This is a genomic window from Iodobacter sp., from assembly GCF_025352645.1.
GTDB lineage: Bacteria > Pseudomonadota > Gammaproteobacteria > Burkholderiales > Chitinibacteraceae > Iodobacter.
The window spans coordinates 16,289-37,675 of the sequence record NZ_JANXSO010000001.1 but is presented as its reverse complement, the minus strand read 5'-3'; the positions used below and the strand labels follow the sequence as shown (position 1 = coordinate 37,675).

Sequence of the window (21,387 nt, the reverse complement as noted above, 5' to 3'; positions counted from 1 at the left end):
GGATCAAACTCTTTAGTTTAATCGCTAAGCTAGTACTTACTGGCTTACTTTATTCAGAGCAACCATCGCTGGTTACTCCTTACTAATGCAAGCACTTGTTTCGCTTCCGAATCAAGCACTCACACTCATCGACTGTATTTTTTTAAAGATCATTCGCTGCGGCTTGAACACTGTGTTGCTGTGTTGCTGTGTGTGCTGCAGCGAGAGGCCGAAATATACGGGGCATCACTGACTAGGTCAAGCAAGGCTTAAGAATAAAAGACTAACAAATAGATAAGTCGCTGTTTTATATAAAAATCAAACTTATGCACTCCAGCACAGCGCAAGCAAATCACTAGCTGCGGCCCGATATATCCCATACCACGCTAAGCTATTTTGCTTTTTATACTTTAGTAAATAGCGCAAACACGGCTTTCCCTGCTTGACATCAAGCCTAGAATGAGTAAATGTATATACAATTACTCACCATACAGAGTCCACATGAGCCAGCCTACCGAATCGCTATGGATTAATGCCCGTCTTGCCACCATGGATCCGCAACAGCCAGCGGCTTATGGCGTTTTAAATGATCACGCACTATGGATTCGGGGCGAAGAGATCTATGCCATCTTGCCGCAGGTAGAGGCGCTAGCTGAATTTGGCTTACGTGGTGAAGTACTTGATGTGGCTGGCCTATGGATTACCCCTGGCCTGATCGATTGTCACACCCATCTGGTGTACGGCGGCAACCGCGCCGCAGAATGGGAAAAACGCCTGACCGGCGTGCCCTACCAGCAGATTGCCAGCGAGGGAGGTGGGATTGTTTCTACCGTTAATGCCACGCGTCATTTATCGCAGGCCGATTTATGTGCAGCTAGCCTGCCACGGCTGCAGGCTCTAATGGATGAGGGCGTCACTACGCTGGAAATTAAATCTGGCTATGGGCTGCGCCTATATGACGAGCTAAAACAACTGCGCGTAGCAAAATCCTTTGCTGACAACTATCCAGTAGAAATTGCCACCACTCTACTCGCTGCGCACGCTGTGCCATCTGAATTTGCAGGGCGCAGCGATGCATATATAGATGAAGTGATTTCGCGCATCCTGCCTGCCGCCGTCAGCGAGGATCTGGCCGAAGCGGTGGATGTATTTTGTGAAGGCGTTGGCTTTAGCCCCGCGCAAACTCGCCGCGTGTTTGAAGCCGCAAAGAAACACGGCTTAAAAATAAAAGGCCATGTAGAACAACTATCCAATCTGCACGGTGCAGAGCTAATAGCCGAATTTAACGGCCTATCCGCCGACCATATCGAACACCTCGACGATGCAGGCATTGCCGCGCTGCAGGCCGCTGGCACGGTGGCGGTGCTGCTACCCGGCGCATTTTACTTTTTACGCGAAACTCAGAAACCACCGGTTGCCGCACTGCGAGAAGCTGGCGTACCGATGGCGGTATCAACCGACCTGAATCCCGGCACCAGCCCTTTTGCCTCTATCCGCCTTGCCATGAATCAGGCCTGTGTGCTGTTTGCCCTTACCCCAGAAGAAGCCCTCACCGGCACCACCCGCCACGCAGCTCAAGCACTGGGGCGCGCAGTGACACACGGCCAGCTAGCAGCAGGATTTGTCGCAGACTTTTTAGTCTGGAATATCGACCACCCAGCAGAAATCATCTACAGCCTAGGCACGCCGCTACTCAAACAGCGAGTATTTAGAGGCTCTTTTTAACAAACACCCAAACCTTGAACCACGGAGATAAGGAGAACACGGAGGATCACGGAGAAAAACATTACAAGTCAGGTTTCCTCCGTGAAACTCTGTGTTCTCTGTGTTCTCTGTGTCCTCTGTGGTTCAAGATTTAGGTTTACTGATTAGGATTAAAAACCATGACCGTCTGGACTGGGCGTATTGATACTGCTGAAGGCGATGCGGCGCGGCGCTGGCATCAAGTGGTGCAGCCCTTAGCTGTAAATCAGCCTGCAGGTATTGCACTACTTGGTTTTGCCTGTGATGAAGGCGTACGCCGCAATCAGGGGCGCGTCGGTGCCGTGGCTGGGCCTGTGGCTTTACGCAAGGCGCTGGCGAATCTGGCTTATCACCCCACTCTACCGCTTTACGACGCTGGCGATGTGGCCTGTGAAGAGGGTGATTTAGATGCCGCCCACCAACGCCTTGCCACTGCGGTGAGCCAACATATTCAGGCCGGTCATCTATCACTTGTGCTGGGTGGCGGACATGAAACGGCTTACGGCCACTGGCTAGGGATTGCCAACGTTTACCCAAACCAGCGCATCGGCATTGTGAATTTCGACGCGCATTTTGATCTGCGAGAAGCGGCGGAGCCCACATCCGGCACGCCCTTCGCCCAAATCGCCGCTGCATGCGCCAAACGTGGGCAAGATTTTCACTACCTCTGTATGGGTGTGGCCGAAACGGCTAATACCCAAGCGCTGTTTGCCACAGCAGAACGGCTCAAAGCCTCATGGCGGCTCGATACCGACATGACGCCGTGGCAGCTAACAGAAACACAGGCTCAGCTACAAAGCTTTATCGATCAAGTCGATGTGGTGTATCTGACGATTGATTTAGACGTATTGCCCGCAGCACAAATGCCCGCCGTCTCTGCCCCCGCAGGCTTTGGCGTGGAAATCAGCGTGATCGAGCACCTTAGCCGTCTGCTGGCTGCCAGCGGCAAACTAGTTGCTGCTGATCTGGTGGAATTCAACCCGCTGTTTGATACCGACAGCCACGGCGCAAAAGCCGCCGCCAGATTGGCATGGGCGATTTGCAGAGATTTTAAGCATTGATAAACGTAGGGTGGGCACCTGTGCCCACCCTACAAATTACTGACCTTTCTTCACCAACTGGAGCCACACCATGACTGACCCACGCCATGATCCTTCCCGCGTTATTCGCGCGCCACGCGGTAGCGAGTTGACTTGTAAAAGCTGGCTGACTGAAGCCGCTTTTCGCATGATTCAAAATAATCTCGACGCCGAAGTGGCCGAGTATCCGCAATCCTTGGTGGTTTACGGCGGGATTGGCCGTGCGGCGCGTAATTGGGAATGCTACGACAAGATTCTGGAAGTGCTGACTCGGCTGGAAGACGATCAAACGCTGCTGATTCAATCCGGCAAGCCGGTGGGCGTGTTTCCATCGCACCCTGATGCGCCACGCGTGCTACTGGCCAACTCCAATCTGGTTCCTCACTGGGCCAATTGGGAGCACTTTAACGAGTTGGATAAAAAAGGCCTAATGATGTACGGCCAGATGACTGCGGGCAGCTGGATTTACATCGGCAGCCAAGGCATTGTGCAAGGCACTTACGAGACTTTTGTGGCCATGGCCAAGCAGCATTTTGGCGGCGTTGCGCAGGGGCGCTGGGTCTTGACCGGCGGCTTGGGTGGCATGGGCGGCGCTCAGCCACTGGCTGCCACCATGGCTGGCTTTTCGATGATTGCAGTGGAATGCGATGAAACCCGCATCGATTTCCGCCTGAAGACGCGCTATGTAGACCGCAAAGCGACCACCCTTGATGAAGCGCTAGCCATCGTGGCCGATGCAAAAGAGACCGGCAAGCCGGTATCCGTTGGCCTATTAGGTAATGCCGCTGATGTGTTTGCCGAGCTGGTTGCCCGTGGCATTACCCCCGATGTTGTCACCGATCAAACTTCAGCGCACGACCCCGTACACGGCTATTTGCCACAGGGTTGGGATATTGCCAAATGGCGTGAGGCACAGAAATCCGACCCAGCTGGCGTGACCAAAGCTGCCAAACAATCGATGGCCAAGCAAGTGCAAGCGATGCTGGATTTACAAGCGCGTGGCGCGGCAACGGTCGATTACGGCAATAACATCCGCCAAATGGCGCTGGAAGAAGGCGTAACAAACGCATTTGACTTCCCCGGCTTTGTGCCCGCCTATGTACGCCCGCTGTTTTGCGAAGGCATCGGCCCTTTCCGCTGGGTAGCGCTATCGGGCGACCCGGAAGATATTTACAAAACGGATGCCAAAGTCAAAGAGCTGATCCCGGATAACCCACATCTGCACAACTGGCTAGATATGGCGCGTGAACGCATCGCCTTCCAAGGCTTGCCAGCGCGTATTTGCTGGGTAGGCCTAAAAGATCGCGCCCGCCTTGCGCTGGCCTTTAATGAAATGGTTAAAAATGGCGAGTTAAAAGCGCCGATTGTGATTGGCCGTGATCACCTCGACTCTGGCTCTGTGGCATCCCCAAATCGTGAAACCGAAGCCATGCTAGATGGATCGGACGCCGTATCCGACTGGCCGCTCTTAAACGCGCTCTTAAATACCGCAGGCGGCGCAACCTGGGTGTCGCTCCACCACGGCGGCGGCGTAGGCATGGGCTTTTCGCAGCATTCAGGCGTAGTAATTGTAGCTGACGGCACGGACGCCGCAGCCAAGCGCTTGGGCCGCGTATTGTGGAACGACCCCGGCACCGGCGTCATGCGCCACGCCGACGCAGGCTACGATATCGCCAAAAACTGCGCCAAAGAGCAGGGCTTAGATTTGCCGATGCTGAAGTAAAAGGCAGCGTTGCAAACCCTAAGATCTGTAGACACAGAGCACATAAAAAAATGTAGGGTGGGCACGATTTTGTGCCCACGCGTGGCGAGAATTCGTGATGACGCGTGCCATGGATTCATCTCCATAAGCGGCAAATTTTGCCACCGCCCCGTGGGCACAGGTGCCCACCCTACATACCCTTGCCACATAAAATACAAACACACTGGATAAAGAAATGAGCACATTCACCATCAAACCAGGTCAGCTAACGCTAGCGGACTTACGCAAAATTGCCCGTAATGACATCACCACCCTGGCGCTGGATGTATCGGCCCATGCTGGCATTGATGCCGCCGCCGCTACCGTGGCACGCGTTCTGACTGAAGGGCGCACGGTTTATGGCATTAACACCGGCTTTGGTTTACTGGCTAGTACTAAAATCGCGACGGAAGAGCTGGAGCTGCTGCAACGCTCCATCGTGCTTTCGCATGCAGCGGGCATTGGCAAGCCGATGGAAAACGGCACCGTGCGCTTGCTGATGGCGCTGAAAATCAACTCGCTGGCGCGTGGTTTTTCTGGCATTCGCCGCTCAGTGATTGAAGCGCTGATTACCCTGTTTAACCATCAAATTTATCCAGTGATTCCGCAAAAAGGCTCGGTAGGTGCTTCAGGCGATTTGGCACCGCTATCCCATATGAGCGCGGTTTTAATTGGCGAAGGCGAAGCGTTTGTTGATGGCAAACGTGTAACAGGCGCAGCCGCGATGCAAGCTGCTGGCCTTGCCCCCATTGTACTCGCCCCAAAAGAAGGCTTAGCGCTACTTAATGGCACACAAGCCTCCACCGCTTTTGCACTAGAAGGCCTGTTTGCTGCGGAAGATTTATTTATTGCCGCATCGGTAGCCGGTGGCTTATCGGTCGAAGCAGCTATGGGGAGCCGCACCCCCTTTGATGCACGTATTCATGCGGTGCGCGGCCATCAAGGCCAGATTGATTCTGCCGCACTCTATCGCGATTTACTTGGAAGCAGCAGCGAAATCGCCGAAGCCCACGCCAATTGCGGCAAGGTACAAGACCCGTATTCATTACGTTGCCAGCCTCAAGTGATGGGCGCATGCCTTACGCAAATCCGCAACTCAGCCGATACGCTGCTAACCGAAGCCAACGCCGTTTCCGACAACCCGCTGGTGTTTGCTGACGACAATGTGATTTTATCTGGCGGTAATTTCCACGCCGAGCCAGTGGCCTTTGCTGCAGATAATTTGGCCTTGGCCATTGCAGAAATTGGCGCACTGTCTGAGCGCCGCATGGCGCTGTTGATCGACAGCCACTTATCCAAGCTACCTGCCTTCTTAGTGAATAACGGCGGGGTAAATTCAGGCTTTATGATTGCTCAGGTCACCGGCGCGGCACTGGCTTCAGAAAACAAATCACTGGCCCATCCAGCCAGCGTGGACAGCCTGCCTACATCGGCCAACCAAGAAGACCATGTGTCTATGGCTACTTTTGCTGCGCGCCGCTTAAAAGACATGAGTGAAAATACCGCAGGTATTCTGGCGGTTGAACTGCTAGCCGCCTGCCAAGGCGTGGATTTTAGAGCGCCAGCAAAAGCATCGGCCAAGCTAGAAGCCGCCAAGGCCATCTTGCGCGCCGAGGTGACTTTCTACGATAAAGACCGCTTCTTTGCGCCAGATATCGAAAAAGCCGCCGCCATGATCAGCCGTGCTGCGTTTAATCACTTCAGCCTGCCAAACTTGCTGCCATCGGTTTAAGCACCCACCCACAAAAAAGCCCACTTTATAAAAGCGGGCTTTTTTTAATTAATGCTTATTACTACAACACACTCTTAGCGCACAGAAACCTCAACTCGCCGATTTTTAGGCTCGTACACCTCATCCGGTGTAGACACCAGCAAATTACGCTCACCGTGCGATTCGATAGTCATATCGTGATACTTCATCCCTTTTTCTTTTAACAAATTAGCCACTACTGTGGCCCGCACCAGCGCCAGTGCTGCATTATCATCGGCCTTGCCCATCGTATCCGTATGGCCAACTACAGAAACATCCACAACAGGGCGGCCAGCGGCTTCGGCGATAATTGCTGGCAACTGCCCTTCTGACTCTATCGTTAAAGTAGCATCAGACTGAAAATACAAAATAAAACGCTTAGGAATTTGGGGCCTTGCTGCCATGGCTTCACCAAAGTCTTTACGGATTTTATCTGCCGCAACTGGAGCTGGAGCCTGTGATCCATCCAGTAATGCGCCATCCCCTGCCGTTTTAATCAGCTGTTTACCTTTTGAGCCACTCACCGTTACCGCACCAGTATGCCCATCAGGGTTTTCTAGCAGCACAATATAAGATTCAGATGCGCAGGCCTGCAGCAATAATGCCAGCACGCTAGGGATAATCAATGAGCGAAAAATTCCAGCCACCATGCCTTACTCCTCAACTTTCAGCACAAATTGTGTGCCGCGCACGCCAATAATGCCAACTGGAGTGCTCACAGCAACGGCATCGGGCTGTAATTTAGCAATAATTCCGGACACATAATTCATTGTGCCCTTTGCTAGTTTGCCAACAAGGCTAAGCTGCCCCTGTGCAGGGGCATACAGGTATTCATCAACACTCATTTGTGTATTTGGGCCAAAAGACATAATGGTTTCATCTTTAAAAGTAATGCCCATGCTGCTTTTAGCACCAGTACGCAACACACTACCCTGCAAGACCGCTGTACCTGGCTCCGCCTTTATCAACACGCCATTGCTACTGACCGTAGCATCGCCCGTGACATTTTTCACCCATCCTATCGGCACCTCCCCAGCCCATAGCGCCGAAGAAAGTACGCAACTACTTAACACCACATACTTAAACATGATTTGCTCCCACTCAATCTACACCCGTGATTTTAAACTTAGCATACAATTGTAAGCAATCGTGTAGTGATTTCCCCCACCTCTGATAACTGTCTCACCACAGCGCGGAGTGTTTGTATTGAGCCGGTCTATGACCGTTTAACTATGCGGTTTACGGCGCTAACAAGCCTAGTTGCTCGATAGTAAAAAAACACACAAACAAAGCCCTGTCTGCTGGTTTTATTAGTAATGGCTGTTAAAATCGTCAAACTACCAGCCAATATAGATTTTATTAAGCAACTCGGCTAAAAATCAATAGACCTATGTAAGGATAGACTTAGCTCCATTAAAGCTATGCACAAATTCTCAATTCAGTCTGCCAATGTTTTTCTGCCTATTGCCGCGCTCATACTAGCTCTGGCAATACTTTGGGCTGATCTCACTCCCTTACAAACATTACGCAATCAATTATTCGATCAGTATCAACACGGGTCTGCTCGCCATAGCACTGGCTTAGCAGTGCAAATTATCGATATTGATGATGAAAGCCTAGCCCGCCTTGGGCAATGGCCGTGGCCGCGAACTCGGCTGGCGGCCATTATCAATAAGCTGCAAGAGGCCAAGGTAGCAGCGATTGGCTTTGACGTGGTTTTTGCTGAGGCAGATCACAGCTCGCCGCAAGCAATGGCTGAGCTTTGGTCGCTACAAGAGCCCTTGAAAAGCACGCTCACCGCGCTACCCAATCACGATACTATTTTTGCGCAGAGCATCAAAACCGCGCCGGTGGTTTTAGGACTTACCGTCAGACGTGAAACTGGGCCGGAGCAACAAAGCACACCACAATATCGTTATGTCTATGCAGGCCCAGAGCCCAGCCGCTGGCTGCATTCTTTTCAAAGCGCCATTGTTGCACTGCCCGCATTTGAGTATGCAGCCAGCGGCAATGGCGCACTCAACTTTATTCCAGACCAAGACGGGATAGTGCGCCGCATTCCATTGCTACTTAAACTTGGCAATAAGCTGGTGCCCTCGCTGGATGCAGAAGTCTTACGCGTTGCCCAAGGCGGGCAAAACTATATTATAAAAACGCTAGCAAATGGCCAGCCAGATACGCTGCGTATTGGCTCCTTTACCATTCCGCTAACAGAACACGGCGAGGCTTGGATTCATTATGCCAAGCCAGATCCTGCCCGCTACCTAAGTGCATGGAAGCTGCTAGCAGGGCAAATCCCAGCCCCAACACTTAAAGGGAAAATGATTTTAATTGGCAGCTCGGCTCAGGGGCTGATGGATTTACGTTTTAGCCCACTGGGGCAAATTATTCCTGGTGTTGAAGTACATGCCCAGATGCTGGAACAAATTAGCAGCGGCAGCGTTTTACAGCGCCCTGGTTGGGCTAGATCCACAGAAAGTATCATTAGCCTATTGGGAGCGCTCGCCATTGGCCTACTCACAATGAGATTTCGGGCGCTATTTGCGGCAAGCATCACACTAATTGGCTTACTGATCCTTCAACTACTTGGCTGGTATACCTTTCGCCAACACGCTTTACTACTGGATACGGTAACTCCAGCCTTGATCTTCATTACAACATTTACTCTAGGCAGCTTGATTCACCACTGGCAGAGCGAGCGCAAACAGCGCTGGATTAAGCAAGCTTTTTCCCGCTATGTATCCCCAAACCGAGTCAGCCATCTGATCGCCAACCCCGATTCAATGGCGCTGGGTGGGCGACGGCAAGAATGCAGCTTTATATTTACCGACCTCGCCAATTTCACCGCGTTAATGGAAAAACTCGACCCAGCTGATGCCGTGGCCCTGCTTAATGATTATCTGGATCAAATGATCGCCATTGCTTTTAAATATGAAGGCACACTAGATCGGATTGTGGGCGATGCATTGGCGATCATGTTTTCTGCCCCCGTAACGCAGGCCGATCACCAAAGCCGAGCGTTAAATTGCGCACTAGAAATGGATCTTTTTGCCAGCGATTATTCTGCCGCGCTCAATGCCAGAGGCACCCCCTTTGGCATAACACGCATTGGCATCCATTCTGGTGAAGTGATTGTGGGTAATTTTGGAGGGCGTACTTTATTTGACTACCGTGCACTGGGCGACGCCGTAAATACCGCGTCGAGACTTGAAAGCGTGAATAAGCACCTTGGCACCACCATCTGCCTTTCGCAGGCTACTCTAAGTGGCTGCTCGCATGCAGAAGTTCGCCCTATAGGCCGACTCATACTGAAAGGAAAAAGCCAACCACTACAGGTTTTTGAGCCAGTCACCAGCCAGCGAGTAGCCAACTATGCGCCGCTAGAGCAATACTGCAAGCTGTATCAGGCTATGGTTGATGGGGCCGCTACAGCGAATGATTTTAATCAGCTGGCACAGCAATATCCTCAGGATCCGCTACTCACCTTGCACCTTGATCGGCTTAGCAAGGGTGAGCAGAGCGATTTAATTGTCATGACGCAAAAGTAAGAGGCCAGAATGAGTAATTCAAAAATCAACCGCATTATCCATATCTTCAGCGAATCTTTTCAGCAAATGTCAGTTGATGTGCCGATGCCAGATATTGAACGGCTGGCCATTTTAGTGCACCGTGCAATGGAAAATACCACCCGCAAATATCACACGGCCGACCATGTATTCCAGCTTTGCGAAGGCCTACGGCCACGGGCACAACTTGCCGCACTGTTTCATGACTTAGTTTACTACCAGCTAGACTGGGGCTTCCCTCAGAACACCGGCGCACTTTTAAACAATATTTGCCAACTCAAAAACAATGAATTTACGCTGCCAGACCCGCTCCCCAATCAACTGGTCAGTATGTGTGCAGCACTATTTAGCTTTACCCCCGGCGGAGTGCTCCCTCCTCATGGTGGCATGAATGAATTTTTAAGCGCCGTGGTTGCCGTCAGCCTGCTTAAACCTTGGTTACCGCTCAGCGATCTAATCGCTATTGCGGCCTGTATTGAAGCCACCATTCCATTTAGGGATGATGCCGCAACCCAGCAACTCGCGGCACAAATCCACCAGCAAAGCCGCCAGCTACTCGGCATGCACGATGTAGAAACCTACGGCCCTTATGTTAATGAAGTCATGCAAGATGCCATTAGCCTTAGCAACCAAGACGTTATGGAATTTGCCCAGAGCCGCCCCAGAGTGTTTTTATCCTCTACTTGGCTGCTGATAGAAGAATCAAATGTCCCACTGAATGCTGTTGGCGCTTACACCCTACAAGACTATCGCGCGGCACTGCTGCGTATGGAAATATTTTTACAAGGACTAAAAGAGAAAGCCATTTTCCATCAGTATGAGCAGCAGCCCTCAAACGAAAATCTACAGCACTTACAAGCTGCCGCCCGCCGCAACATCTATTTTTCTTGCGATTTCTTGGCAGCCAAGCTCACCACCATTGCCATGCTTGAAGCGATTGCAATGGCAACAGGCGGGGATGGGCCAATATCGATGTTTCTGGGCGATATACGTCATAGCAATGGCAAACCAGAGCGTGCCGAAGACTACCTACCAGAAGCCAACACCGCAGCGGATATCAATCAAGAGCTATTGCAAATCTTTGATCAAGGACGATCAGAAGAAGCCGCGCTAGACCTAAACGCCTCCCCTGTTACCGCCTTTCTTTACCGCTGTCTAGGCCATCAAGGCACCTTGCAAGCATGGGGAGAGGCGCAAAAAATGTTTAAAGGCGAACTATCACCTCACATGTTTCTTAAAAGCCTTGACCCAACACTCGTCACATCCATGATCACCGCCTGTATGCATATCTCCCTATCTAGGCAAACAGCCATGCAGGCGCTACAAAACCACCTATTCCACCCTGAGGCCATACCACTTGGTAAACCATAAAGGAATGATTCCTTTAAGCCGTACGCCTTACTCACCAAGCTTACCCGCAAAAAAATCATCCCAGAACCACCATAGCGGCGCTGCTTGCTGCACCTAGTTCACTATTGAGCGCAGCAAGCAGCTACCCCTAGAATATTTTCCTTAGTATTTTTTATGCTCAGACTGGCATCAAATATTGAAAATGAGGGACCCTAAACTAGGGCCTGCTAGCGCTTCACATTGGCAACCCTAAATACGTACATGCCATGGCGATAACGCTTTCCTCATTCTGTTTTAATTTATCGTATAGACATGCCGCTGCTTGGTAATGTTTCAGTCATGCAAATGCACTCTCGACCCAATGTCGGCAACAATATAATCCTCGATCTAAATCCGCATGGCCTTTGATTGAATTACCTTTGCAGGGAGTCACAGACCACGCTCCCTGTGCCTCAATCTGCTGTCGTATAGACTTACTGCCCACTCTAAAGTCGGGATCCACCAGTAAAGCTTTGAAAATATTAATTGAGCTAAAAATTGCTCACGCCCAGTAAGCTTTTTCTCAAGCGCTTGCTCGCTATCAACAAAACTGAGTTGCCCTGACTTTTTTATAGGCGGCCCAGTGTTTGAAGCTTTAACTATTCTAGCCGCTGGCTTTGATCTGAGGCTTCTTAAACAGACAGTATTAATTAAGATCAATATAAGCGGGATATCTCCTTATCAATATTAAAAAATTTATTTAAATATGCCATTTAAATATGCCATTTAAATAAATCTGGAGCAGCATGATGGAAGATGCATCCATTACGTGCCACACCAATCAATATTAACTATATATGTCGTTCATCATCACTGAATAGCTATACACTATTGCCCTAGGATGGATAAGTAGACAAAAGATAAACAAAACGTATTATTTATGTTTTACATATAAATAAGCGCAGCTAGATGGATTAAAAATAAAATGTGCATCAAAGAAAAAATATAAACCTTCATTTTTACGCCGGTTCACGTATAAAATGACTGAGTTCTCGGAGGATAAGCAAGCCGTCATTCCTAATGACTTGCTGTTTTTCTAAATAAATAAGGCCATTTTATCTGACATTGGCCCATTCAACTTTTGAAAAATATCATCGCTGATTCAAATAAACGGTGATCAAGGTTATTTATGCTACGTATATTTATCGCAAGTTTATTAAGCGCTATCAGTCTGATGGCCCATGCCGATGTACTCGACACCGTTAAAGCACGGGGAGTTTTGATCGTAGGTATATTACCTGACAACCCACCCTTTGCCAGACGAAATGACAATCAAACCTTTTCAGGTTACGACATTGATTATGCATCATTCATTGCAAAAAGAATGGGCGTTAAACTACAAGTGCTGGACTTACACCCTGGCGAACGTATTGCAAGCTTGAAAGCTGGCAAAGTTGACATTTTAGTCGCCGCTTTTACCAAAACCCCAGAGCGTGAGCGCGAAGTCAGCTGCAGCCTTGGCTATTTTGTTGCAGCACAAAAAGCATTAAGCCGTAAAGGCCGTTACCCAACGTCCGAATCCCTTGCCAATGCCCGCCTTGGTGCATCCAAAGGGACAACAGGCGAAAGCGCCTCCCGTAAGCTTTACCCTAAGGCCAGCATCACCACGTTTGCAGACATCCCTGATGCAACACGCGCACTGGATCAAGGCATTATCGACGCAGTCATGAATGACGAGCCAACTTTGGCTGCGGCATTGAACAAAATGCCAAACAAATCACAGTACGAGATTTCTAATTTCTCTAACACCACCGAAATTCTGGCCATCGCTACTAAATTAGGTGAAAAACGCCTAATGAACATCGTTAATGAATCATTAATTGAATCAGAAAAAACCGGTGAAGCAGAGCAAATATTTAATCGCTGGTTTGGGCCACAAACCAACACATCATTCCCACGCACCTTCCGTATTCAAGGCTGATCAATTGTAAAAAACCGCTGCCAGCGCTAGCACACTAATGCGCTGCACCTTTGCGAAAAACAATTGAAAACCAGCGGCAGACCATCTCTTTGAGGAATGATCTGCCGCCGTAATAACTATCTATGCCCCGAATAAATAAGGCATCTAAACCCTGATGCCTTATTTCACCACGCTTACCAGATACGAATACGCTCCGAGCTTGGCTTATACATCGCGTCGCCTTCTTTTACACCAAAAGCCTCATAGAAAGCATCACTATTTACCGCCGCACCATTAGCCCTAAATTCACCAGGGCTATGCGGATCACTCAAGAGTAATTGCAAAGTCATCGGCTCGCGCATTTTGCTAGCCCAAACTTGGCTCCAGCCCAAGAAAAAGCGCTGCTCACCCGTACGCCCTTCAAGTTTAACTGCAGGCTTACCGCCCAAAGACAATTGATAAGCCTTATAAGCCACCGCCAAGCCAGATAGATCAGCGATATTTTCACCCAAGGTAAGTTGCCCATTCACATGCTTACCTGCAATAGGTTCATAGGCATCGTATTGAGCAACCAATTTACTTGTGAGTGCTTTAAAAGCTACGCCGTCTTGCTTACCCCACCAATTCACTAAATTACCATCGCCATCAAATTGGCTGCCTTGATCATCAAAACCATGTGAGATTTCATGACCAATTACGCCACCAATGGCACCGTAATTCACTGCATCATCGGCCAAAGGATTAAAAAATGGCGCTTGTAAAATAGCGGCAGGAAATACAATTTCATTCATGCTTGGATTGTAATAAGCATTCACCGTTTGCGGCGTCATTCCCCATTCTTTACGATCAATAGGCTTGCCTAGTTTTGCCACTTCACGCGCGAATTCAAAGCGCTGGGAGCGCTGTAAATTACCCAGCAAATCATCGGGTTTAATCTCTAGCGTAGAGTAATCGATCCATTTTTCTGGATAGCCAATTTTCACTGTAAATTTAGCCAATTTTTCCTGAGCCTTAACCTTTGTTTCTGGGCTCATCCAAGTTAGATCTTTAATGGAATGACGATAAGCAGCTAATAAATTATTAACCATCACATCCATTTTAACTTTGGCATCAGGTGTAAAGTATTTGGCGACGTATAACTCCCCCACGGCCTCACCTAAACTACTATTGGTAGCCGCAATGGCTTTTTTCCAACGCGGCTTTTGCTCCGGCACACCTGACAATGCTTTGCCATGAAAATCAAAGGCCAAATCAGCATAAGCCTTTGGCAAGGCATTGGCATATTGATCTAAAGCCTTAAACGTTAACCAAGCCTTTAAAGTGGATATGGGTGTTTTAGCTAAAATATCACCTACCGCCTTAATATAACTTGGCTGAGAAACAATGACAGGCTCCGCTTTATCTGCCAAACCCATCGCCTGCCAATAATCAGCCCATGCAAAATTAGGCGCAAGGAGATTTAATTCAAGCTGTGTCTTTTTATTATAGGTTTTATGCGGATCGCGATTATCAACCTTAGTCCATTGCACTTGCGCTAGTTCAGTTTCAAACGCCAGCAAAGCTGCGGCATCTACAGCGGATTCACCCGACAGTTTCAGCAGCTTCTCAAAATAAAGATTTAATGCCACGCGTGCCGCAACAAACTTAGCATCTGGCTTTGAATAATAATCACGGTCTGGCAGGCTTAATCCGGACTGATGGATATTAACAATATAACTCGTTGAGTTTTTTTCATCTTGCCCGATATAGGCAGCAAAAGGAGTGTGAATACCTAAGGACGTAAATGACGCCAATACTGCCGCCAGCCCTTTATTATTTTTAACACCATCAACCATGGATAAGGTTGCTTGTAATGGGGCCAAACCGCGCTGCTCGATAAGCCCTTCATTCATATAACTTTGATATAAATCGCCCACTTTTTTAACTGCAGAACCGGCTGCGCCCTTTTGGCCTGCTGCGGTTTCTACAATAGTGCGCACCTGTGATTCAGCAAGGTCTCTTAAAATTAAAAAAGAGCCATGTGATGGCTTATCTGCAGGAATTTCAGTGTTTTTTAACCAATTACCATTTACGGCAAGATACAAATCATCTTGCACGCGAACATTTTTATCGAAATGTTCAACATCCAAACCAGAACGAGATGCCGCGTGCGCCCCCAATGCCAAAGCAGCGCTAATAAGGGTTAAAACAAATTTTTGCTTCATTCAGAATCCCCATTGATGATTGCATCGCTTATTTAAAAGCGTTGCATGATAATTAGTTTAAGCAATCTGTGGCATATAATGCCCTAAGCCTGTCCGAGCGTGAAAGAAAATCAATAAAAAGCAATAAAAATACATCAGAGACGCCTTATATGCAGACAGATTGCTAAAGTTTTTACGATTTGCGTCGATACTTGGCATAATGACAGTAATAGCAAGTCACACTGGCCGGTGACGAAGGAAGACATACCATGAAAATCGACTCATCAAAACCACTCAACCCAACGCTCAGCCGCAACAATGATCGTGTTCCGAGCAACGGCGCGGCAAGTGCGGAGCGCAGCTCAAGCGTGGATAGCGTAACCATTAACCCACTGGCAGCTAAACTGAGCCAGCTAGAGCAAAGTACTAAGCCCACTTTTGATGCGGAGCGTGTTGAATCGCTTAAAAAAGCAATTAGTGAAGGGCGTTTTACCGTGCGTACCGAGGCAATTGCTGGCAAAATCATCCAGAGCGCACAAGAACTACTAGGCAAGTAAAATGATATCAAGCACGGCACTGCCGTTGAGTACTTTGCCACCGCTACTGGATCAGGCAAAATGCAGCATGCAAAACTTACTCAGCTTACTTAAAGAAGAGCAAGAGTATTTAATTGCCAATCAGCTAGATCAGTTGGTAAGCATCACACAAAAGAAACAAAGCACCGCGTTAGATGCTGAACAAGCGGGCTTAGCACTAAGCCTCTTTTTTGCCGAACAAGGCCTTAGCCCAAATAGTGATATAAGCGCATGGTTTAGTGCAGAGCTACCTAGCTCACTCATTGAATGGCAAGCTTTGCTAGAAGCCTCACGCCAAGCTGCAGCATTTAATAGCAGCAATGGCAAGCTTATAGAAACCCGTCAGCATCTCATCAATGCCTTTATGCAGCAGCTGCTAGAGGCCAGCCACAACAGCCCGCTGTATGCACCAGATGGTAAGCTCACCGCCTTACCCCAAGGCCAACGGCGCGACACGGCGTAGTAGCCTTGCTAATGCTAGTTTTGCGCCAGCAAACTACGCCCACCTTCAAAGCGCTGAGCAAAATACGGGCTAGCTAAAGATTCCACTCTAATTTTCCCCTTGGATGATGGCGCATGAATAAAGCGCCCATCCCCCAAGTAAATCCCCATATGTGAAAAAGATTTTCCTAAGGTATTAAAAAACACCAAATCCCCTGCTTGCAATTGATCCATTGCAACTGGCCGCGCTAAATTAGCAATTTGCGCCGCATTATGGGGCAGTACGGCTCCCACGGCATTTTTATACACAAAACTCACCATGCCACTGCAATCCAAGCCAGCTTCTGGATTATTCCCGCCAAATTGATAATTCACATCCAATAAGCCCAAGGCATACATCACCACTTCCAGCCCTGCGCCCTGCGCTTGGATATTATTCAATGATTTAGAGACGGGATAAGGCGTTTTATTTTTGGGTGGCGTGCTACTACACGCGCTTAAAAAGATAATCCCCAGCAATAGCATCTTTTTCAAACTCAACCCCTCCTTTGATTAACCATCAACAGGATATTCCGGTGTTGCCAAAATAAGTTGGTAAAATGCCAGATCTAGCCAACGACCAAACTTAAAACCTGATTCTTTAATCGTACCCGCATGGATAAAACCATGCTGCACATGCAGTGCAATGCTAGCGGTATTATCGCTATCGATTCCACCAATCAAAGTGTGATATCCCTGAGCCTTAGCTTGTTCAATAATAAGCAGCAATAGTTTTTTGCCTAGGCCTTGGCCTCTATGCTCTGGGTGGATATAAATAGAATGCTCAACCGAGTATTTATAGGCAGGACGCACACGAAATGCTCCATAAGATGCGAATCCAACTAAAACACCCGCATCATTTTCAATTCCCACCACGGGTAATTGATTGCTTTGTTTATCCTCAAACCAAGCCACCATGCTAGCCAATGGCCTTGGCGTGTAATCATACAGCGCCGTAGAGTTTGCAATAGCCTCGTTAAAAATATAAAGAATTTGCTCTGCATGTTGAGCAAAAGTGCAAGAAACGACCCGCATATTTTATTCCACTCACATTTAAATAAAAAAAAACACCTCAGGCTTGAAACCCTTGGTGTTTTTATACCAGACTACAACAAAATTAAGAATGTGAACGCTTATAATCTACATCACAATCTGTTAATACGATCACCCGTGGGTGCGTCTGCAAGAATGAAGCTGGCACTTGGGTTGTGATTGGGCCATTTAAAGTGCGATCGAGGATCTCCGCTTTTTCAGCGCCTTTTACCACTAAGAGAATTGATTTAGCGTGCAAAATAGAGCCCATACCCATAGTTAATGCGTGGGTTGGCACTTCATCAATGCTATTAAAAAAGCGTTTATTTGCTTCACGAGTCTCTGGCTTTAAAGTCACTTTATGGGTAAAACGGGATAGCGCTTCATCTGGCTCATTAAAGCCAATATGCCCATTATGCCCAATGCCCAAGATTTGCATATCAACCAAGCCTTTTTGATAAATCAGCTCATCATAACGACGACCTTCTTCATCTAAATCTTCAGCATTCCCATTTGGCACATAGGTGTTTTCTGGCTTAATGTCGATATGATTAAATAAATGGCTTTGCATAAAGCTGCGATATGACTCTGGATGCGTCACCGGCAAGCCTGCATATTCATCCAAATTAAAGGTTGTCACTTCCTTAAAACTAACCAAACCTTGCTGGTAGCTTTTTACCATTTCCTGATAAATACCTACTGGGGTGCTGCCCGTTGCCATTCCCAAAATAGCATTGGGTTTTGAGCGCACAATAGAGAGTAATAAATCTGCACCAACGCGGTTTAATTCATTTTGATTTTTAAATTTATGCAAAATCATGATTGTAGGCATTCCGAAATAAGTAAAACAACCTAGATACTATACGCAGATTGATGACAGTTGTTGATGTAAAGCATGCCAAAGGCAAAAAATCAGGAAAACAACCAAGGCTGATCAATGCGGCGCTGATTTTCAAAGGCTTTAATTTCATCAGCGTGGTGTAAAGTCAGGCCAATTTCATCTAAGCCATTCAGCAGGCAATGCTTACGATGGCCGGTAACATCAAAACTAAACACCTGCCCAGATGGCGTGGTAACAGTTTGAGCATGTAAATCCACATTTAAGCGGTAGCCAACGCTGACTTCACTTTCCGCAAATAACTGATCCACCACAGCGCCGTCCAGCACAATCGGCAGCAGACCGTTTTTGTAGCAGTTATTAAAGAAAATATCAGCAAAGCTAGGTGCAATCACCACACGAAAACCGTAATCATCGATCGCCCACGGTGCATGTTCACGGCTTGATCCGCAACCAAAGTTATCTCTGGCCAGCAGCACTTCTGCCCCCTGATAGCGCGGGTAGTTCAGCACAAATTCTGGATTAGATACACGCTGACTGTTATCCATACCTGGCTCGCCGTGATCCAGATAGCGCCATTCATCGAATAGATTTGGGCCAAAGCCTGAGCGCTTGATCGATTTTAAAAACTGCTTAGGGATAATCGCGTCGGTATCAACATTAGCGCGATCCAGCGGGCAGACCAAACCATTAATTTGAGTAAATGCTTTCATTTATTGGCCGCCTTTTCGATGGCTTCACCACCTTTTTTAATATCTTTACCCACGCCCGACATGGTGTTACAAGCAGTCAGCCCTAGCATAAGAAACATGAGCAGCAGCGTTGCGATTCGTTTCATGTTGTTTCCCCTTAAGCCAGCTGACGCACGTCAACAAAATGACCGGCAATCGCCGCCGCTGCAGCCATTTCAGGGCTCAGCAAATGCGTACGTCCACCTTGACCCTGACGGCCTTCAAAATTACGGTTGCTAGTGGATGCACAGCGCTCGCCAGGCTCTAGGCGATCGGCATTCATGGCAAGACACATCGAGCAGCCTGGCTCACGCCACTCAAAACCTGCCGCAATAAAAATCTTATCCAACCCTTCGGCCTCAGCCTGCGCTTTTACCAAGCCCGAACCCGGCACCACCAGCACCAGTTTTACATTGGCAGCCTTAGTTTTACCCTTAGCTACGCCTGCTGCGGCGCGTAAATCCTCGATGCGTGAGTTAGTACAGGAGCCGATAAATACTTTATCAATCTGAATATCGGTCAACAGGGTATTCGCAGCTAGGCCCATATATTGCAGCGCGCGCTCATAGCTGCCGCGTTTTACTAAATCAGCTTCGCTGGCTGGATCTGGCACACGGCCAGAAATCCCCAAGACTTGCTCTGGAGAAGTTCCCCATGTGAGCTGTGGCTCAATTGCAGCGGCATCTAGCGTAACGAGCGCATCAAACACTGCGCCTTCGTCCGATACCAGCGTTTTCCAGTGCGCTACAGCCGCATCCCACTGCTGGGCATTCGGCGAATAAGGACGGCCCTTTAGGTAATCGATGGTTTTTTCATCCACTGCCACCATACCCGCACGCGCACCGGCTTCAATGGCCATATTGCATAGCGTCATCCGACCCTCTACCGACAAGGAGCGGATCGCTTCACCGCCAAACTCAATCGCATAGCCAGTGCCGCCAGCCGTACCCACCTTACCGATAATTGCCAAAGCCACGTCTTTTGCCGTAACACCACGGCCCAGCGCACCATCCACACGGATCAGCATGGCTTTAGATTTTTTAGCCACCAGCGTTTGAGTGGCCATTACATGCTCCACTTCAGAAGTACCAATACCGTGGGCAAGCGCGGCAAATGCGCCGTGGGTAGAGGTATGGCTATCACCACACACCACGGTCATGCCTGGCAGGGTTGCGCCAACTTCTGGGCCAACCACATGCACAATGCCTTGTTTCTGGTCTTTAAACGGGTAATAAGCCAGCGCGCCAAATTCTTTGATATTGGCGTCCAGCGTTTCCACCTGCAAACGCGAGATAGGATCTTGAATCCCCTTATCCCAATCATTAGTTGGCGTATTATGATCGGCCGTCGAGACAATTGAAGACTTGCGCCATAGGCCGCGACCCGCTAACTTTAGGCCCTCAAAAGCCTGTGGGCTGGTGACTTCATGCACCAGGTGACGATCTATATAGATAAGGCAAGTACCGTCGTCTTCAGTGCGAACGACATGCGAGTGCCAAAGTTTGTCATAAAGTGTCTGAGCCATGGCGATCATCAAAAAAAGTCAGGGTCTAAGAAACTAGCATAGAAGGCACTTTGCCACAACCGCGCAAGCAAGACTTATGCCGATGTAGTTTAAATAAACACATTACACATAACCCTGAAAAGGAAACTCAATGCACCGATCATTAATGGCCTTACTGCTGATGAGCTGTGGCCTGGCTAACGCGGCCTCTTGCCAGAGCGTGGCAGAAAACTTAAATCGCCAGTTGCGCCCAGCAACCAATGCTAGCGAGCTTACCGACATCCTAAAAAGCCTAAATCAAACCGGCCAGCTGCCCGCCAGATTTGTTACAAAACGAGAGGCTCAAGCCGCTGGCTGGCGACCTGGCTCTTCGCTCTGGCAAAGCCTGCCGGGAAAATCGATCGGTGGGGATCGCTTTGGCAACCGTGAAAACCGCCTGCCACGTAACCAGTACCAAGAAGCCGATTTAGACTATCAGGGCAACAAACGCGGCGCTAAGCGGATTGTCTTCAACAAAAACGGCCCGCGCTATATTACCGTCGATCACTATCAAACCTTTACCGAGGTGCCAGCATGTCAATAACTCAAAAAGTAGTACTCAAGCACCTCAGCAAACAGGCCGATGTTTACCAGCAGTTGGCAGAACAGCTCGATTTCTCCACTGATTTTGTGAACAACCTTGATGCTCTTTACGACGAGCTAAGCGGCAATCTAGAAGGCCCGATCCAAATCACCTGGCAAGATGGCGATGAAGCAAAAGCCGCGCTAGGAAGAGAAGATTACGAAGCGCTGCTAGCGGTATTTAACGACACCATGCTAGAGCGGGACGACTTCACTTTTATCCTTAAACCATAAGTCATTCCCCAAGCTCTGGTGATTTGGAATTCACTAAGGCGA

20 protein-coding genes and 1 pseudogene are annotated in these 21,387 nt (G+C 48.7%); 11 read left to right on the top strand and 10 right to left on the bottom strand.

The features are described from left to right. Positions 1 to 480 precede the first annotated feature (480 nt). From hutI to hutH, 4 genes are all read left to right on the top strand, one after another. Entirely contained in the window at positions 481 to 1,704 is a 1,224-nt protein-coding gene (gene hutI / locus Q0R17_RS00145; protein ID WP_293930791.1) for an imidazolonepropionase, read from the top strand. A 158-nt stretch (positions 1,705 to 1,862) separates the two neighbouring features. Further along, complete coding sequence (hutG, locus tag Q0R17_RS00140; protein ID WP_293930789.1) at positions 1,863 to 2,783, top strand: formimidoylglutamase; 921 nt, start codon at positions 1,863 to 1,865, stop codon at positions 2,781 to 2,783. Positions 2,784 to 2,853: 70 nt separating this feature from the next. After that, a complete protein-coding gene (hutU, locus tag Q0R17_RS00135; protein WP_293930787.1) occupies positions 2,854 to 4,524 on the top strand; it encodes a urocanate hydratase in 1,671 nt (556 codons plus the stop codon). A gap of 214 nt (positions 4,525 to 4,738) precedes the next feature. Further along, a complete protein-coding gene (gene hutH / locus Q0R17_RS00130) occupies positions 4,739 to 6,274 on the top strand; it encodes a histidine ammonia-lyase (RefSeq protein WP_293930784.1) in 1,536 nt (511 codons plus the stop codon). A gap of 74 nt (positions 6,275 to 6,348) precedes the next feature. Here the strand turns inward: hutH and Q0R17_RS00125 are convergent, their stop codons facing one another. Together Q0R17_RS00125 and Q0R17_RS00120 are read right to left on the bottom strand one after the other, a co-directional pair. Further along, positions 6,349 to 6,942, bottom strand: a complete 594-nt coding sequence (locus Q0R17_RS00125; protein ID WP_293930781.1) for an OmpA family protein — start codon at positions 6,940 to 6,942, stop codon at positions 6,349 to 6,351. 3 nt (positions 6,943 to 6,945) lie between these two features. Further along, entirely contained in the window at positions 6,946 to 7,380 is a 435-nt protein-coding gene (locus Q0R17_RS00120; protein WP_293930778.1) for a FecR domain-containing protein, read from the bottom strand. 333 nt (positions 7,381 to 7,713) lie between these two features. Between Q0R17_RS00120 and Q0R17_RS00115 the strand changes: the two genes are divergently transcribed. Then, positions 7,714 to 9,840 carry a CHASE2 domain-containing protein gene (locus tag Q0R17_RS00115; protein ID WP_293930775.1) on the top strand — a complete coding sequence of 709 codons (2,127 nt, stop codon included), beginning with the start codon at positions 7,714 to 7,716 and terminating at the stop codon, positions 9,838 to 9,840. Positions 9,841 to 9,849: 9 nt separating this feature from the next. After that, entirely contained in the window at positions 9,850 to 11,229 is a 1,380-nt protein-coding gene (locus Q0R17_RS00110; protein ID WP_293930772.1) for a hypothetical protein, read from the top strand. Between the two features lie 214 nt (positions 11,230 to 11,443). Here the strand turns inward: Q0R17_RS00110 and Q0R17_RS00105 are convergent. Beyond that, positions 11,444 to 11,677, bottom strand: a pseudogene (locus Q0R17_RS00105) (IS5/IS1182 family transposase); the annotation flags it as partial. Between the two features lie 699 nt (positions 11,678 to 12,376). On the opposite strand from Q0R17_RS00105, the gene Q0R17_RS00100 reads away from it, so the two are divergent. Next, positions 12,377 to 13,168 carry a transporter substrate-binding domain-containing protein gene (locus Q0R17_RS00100; protein WP_293930770.1) on the top strand — a complete coding sequence of 264 codons (792 nt, stop codon included), beginning with the start codon at positions 12,377 to 12,379 and terminating at the stop codon, positions 13,166 to 13,168. Between the two features lie 173 nt (positions 13,169 to 13,341). Here the strand turns inward: Q0R17_RS00100 and Q0R17_RS00095 are convergent, their stop codons facing one another. Next, a complete protein-coding gene (locus Q0R17_RS00095; RefSeq protein ID WP_293930767.1) occupies positions 13,342 to 15,351 on the bottom strand; it encodes a M13 family metallopeptidase in 2,010 nt (669 codons plus the stop codon). Positions 15,352 to 15,599: 248 nt separating this feature from the next. Between Q0R17_RS00095 and flgM the strand changes: the two genes are divergently transcribed. Both flgM and Q0R17_RS00085 read left to right on the top strand, forming a co-directional pair. After that, positions 15,600 to 15,887 carry a flagellar biosynthesis anti-sigma factor FlgM gene (flgM, locus tag Q0R17_RS00090; protein ID WP_293930764.1) on the top strand — a complete coding sequence of 96 codons (288 nt, stop codon included), beginning with the start codon at positions 15,600 to 15,602 and terminating at the stop codon, positions 15,885 to 15,887. Between the two features lies 1 nt (position 15,888). Then, complete coding sequence (locus Q0R17_RS00085) at positions 15,889 to 16,368, top strand: flagella synthesis protein FlgN (RefSeq protein ID WP_293930762.1); 480 nt, start codon at positions 15,889 to 15,891, stop codon at positions 16,366 to 16,368. 14 nt (positions 16,369 to 16,382) lie between these two features. On the opposite strand, the gene Q0R17_RS00080 is transcribed toward Q0R17_RS00085, so the two are convergent. From Q0R17_RS00080 to leuC, 6 genes are all read right to left on the bottom strand, one after another. Then, positions 16,383 to 16,871, bottom strand: a complete 489-nt coding sequence (locus Q0R17_RS00080) for a C40 family peptidase (protein ID WP_293930797.1) — start codon at positions 16,869 to 16,871, stop codon at positions 16,383 to 16,385. A 27-nt stretch (positions 16,872 to 16,898) separates the two neighbouring features. Beyond that, positions 16,899 to 17,420: a GNAT family N-acetyltransferase gene (locus Q0R17_RS00075; protein ID WP_293930760.1), complete on the bottom strand. Its 522-nt coding sequence runs from the start codon at positions 17,418 to 17,420 to the stop codon at positions 16,899 to 16,901. 82 nt (positions 17,421 to 17,502) lie between these two features. Beyond that, positions 17,503 to 18,237 (bottom strand): glucosamine-6-phosphate deaminase, encoded by a 735-nt coding sequence (gene nagB / locus Q0R17_RS00070; RefSeq protein ID WP_293930758.1) that lies wholly within the window; start codon positions 18,235 to 18,237, stop codon positions 17,503 to 17,505. A 92-nt stretch (positions 18,238 to 18,329) separates the two neighbouring features. Beyond that, a complete protein-coding gene (gene leuD, locus Q0R17_RS00065; RefSeq protein WP_293930755.1) occupies positions 18,330 to 18,968 on the bottom strand; it encodes a 3-isopropylmalate dehydratase small subunit in 639 nt (212 codons plus the stop codon). After that, positions 18,965 to 19,093, bottom strand: a complete 129-nt coding sequence (locus tag Q0R17_RS00060; protein ID WP_293930752.1) for an entericidin A/B family lipoprotein — start codon at positions 19,091 to 19,093, stop codon at positions 18,965 to 18,967. The genes leuD and Q0R17_RS00060 overlap by 4 nt, the downstream gene beginning before the upstream one ends. A gap of 11 nt (positions 19,094 to 19,104) precedes the next feature. Continuing rightward, positions 19,105 to 20,520, bottom strand: a complete 1,416-nt coding sequence (gene leuC, locus Q0R17_RS00055; RefSeq protein ID WP_293930794.1) for a 3-isopropylmalate dehydratase large subunit — start codon at positions 20,518 to 20,520, stop codon at positions 19,105 to 19,107. Positions 20,521 to 20,641: 121 nt separating this feature from the next. On the opposite strand from leuC, the gene Q0R17_RS00050 reads away from it, so the two are divergent. After that, entirely contained in the window at positions 20,642 to 21,073 is a 432-nt protein-coding gene (locus Q0R17_RS00050) for a ribonuclease domain-containing protein (protein ID WP_293930749.1), read from the top strand. Continuing rightward, positions 21,064 to 21,345, top strand: coding sequence for a barstar family protein (locus Q0R17_RS00045; RefSeq protein ID WP_293930746.1), 282 nt, complete (start codon positions 21,064 to 21,066; stop codon positions 21,343 to 21,345). Before Q0R17_RS00050 ends, Q0R17_RS00045 begins: the two co-directional genes overlap by 10 nt. Positions 21,346 to 21,387: the final 42 nt, after the last annotated feature.

Coding starts and splice junctions, on each gene's coding strand:
- leuD (WP_293930755.1), bottom strand. CDS start 18,968: ATGAAAGCATTTACTCAAATTAATGGTTTGGTCTGCCCGCTGGATCGC.
- Q0R17_RS00050 (WP_293930749.1), top strand. CDS start 20,642: ATGCACCGATCATTAATGGCCTTACTGCTGATGAGCTGTGGCCTGGCT.
- Q0R17_RS00095 (WP_293930767.1), bottom strand. CDS start 15,351: ATGAAGCAAAAATTTGTTTTAACCCTTATTAGCGCTGCTTTGGCATTG.
- nagB (WP_293930758.1), bottom strand. CDS start 18,237: ATGATTTTGCATAAATTTAAAAATCAAAATGAATTAAACCGCGTTGGT.
- hutG (WP_293930789.1), top strand. CDS start 1,863: ATGACCGTCTGGACTGGGCGTATTGATACTGCTGAAGGCGATGCGGCG.
- hutI (WP_293930791.1), top strand. CDS start 481: ATGAGCCAGCCTACCGAATCGCTATGGATTAATGCCCGTCTTGCCACC.
- Q0R17_RS00075 (WP_293930760.1), bottom strand. CDS start 17,420: ATGCGGGTCGTTTCTTGCACTTTTGCTCAACATGCAGAGCAAATTCTT.
- Q0R17_RS00085 (WP_293930762.1), top strand. CDS start 15,889: ATGATATCAAGCACGGCACTGCCGTTGAGTACTTTGCCACCGCTACTG.
- Q0R17_RS00125 (WP_293930781.1), bottom strand. CDS start 6,942: ATGGTGGCTGGAATTTTTCGCTCATTGATTATCCCTAGCGTGCTGGCA.
- Q0R17_RS00115 (WP_293930775.1), top strand. CDS start 7,714: ATGCACAAATTCTCAATTCAGTCTGCCAATGTTTTTCTGCCTATTGCC.
- Q0R17_RS00120 (WP_293930778.1), bottom strand. CDS start 7,380: ATGTTTAAGTATGTGGTGTTAAGTAGTTGCGTACTTTCTTCGGCGCTA.
- Q0R17_RS00100 (WP_293930770.1), top strand. CDS start 12,377: ATGCTACGTATATTTATCGCAAGTTTATTAAGCGCTATCAGTCTGATG.
- hutH (WP_293930784.1), top strand. CDS start 4,739: ATGAGCACATTCACCATCAAACCAGGTCAGCTAACGCTAGCGGACTTA.
- Q0R17_RS00080 (WP_293930797.1), bottom strand. CDS start 16,871: ATGCTATTGCTGGGGATTATCTTTTTAAGCGCGTGTAGTAGCACGCCA.
- leuC (WP_293930794.1), bottom strand. CDS start 20,520: ATGATCGCCATGGCTCAGACACTTTATGACAAACTTTGGCACTCGCAT.
- Q0R17_RS00110 (WP_293930772.1), top strand. CDS start 9,850: ATGAGTAATTCAAAAATCAACCGCATTATCCATATCTTCAGCGAATCT.
- hutU (WP_293930787.1), top strand. CDS start 2,854: ATGACTGACCCACGCCATGATCCTTCCCGCGTTATTCGCGCGCCACGC.
- Q0R17_RS00060 (WP_293930752.1), bottom strand. CDS start 19,093: ATGAAACGAATCGCAACGCTGCTGCTCATGTTTCTTATGCTAGGGCTG.
- Q0R17_RS00045 (WP_293930746.1), top strand. CDS start 21,064: ATGTCAATAACTCAAAAAGTAGTACTCAAGCACCTCAGCAAACAGGCC.
- flgM (WP_293930764.1), top strand. CDS start 15,600: ATGAAAATCGACTCATCAAAACCACTCAACCCAACGCTCAGCCGCAAC.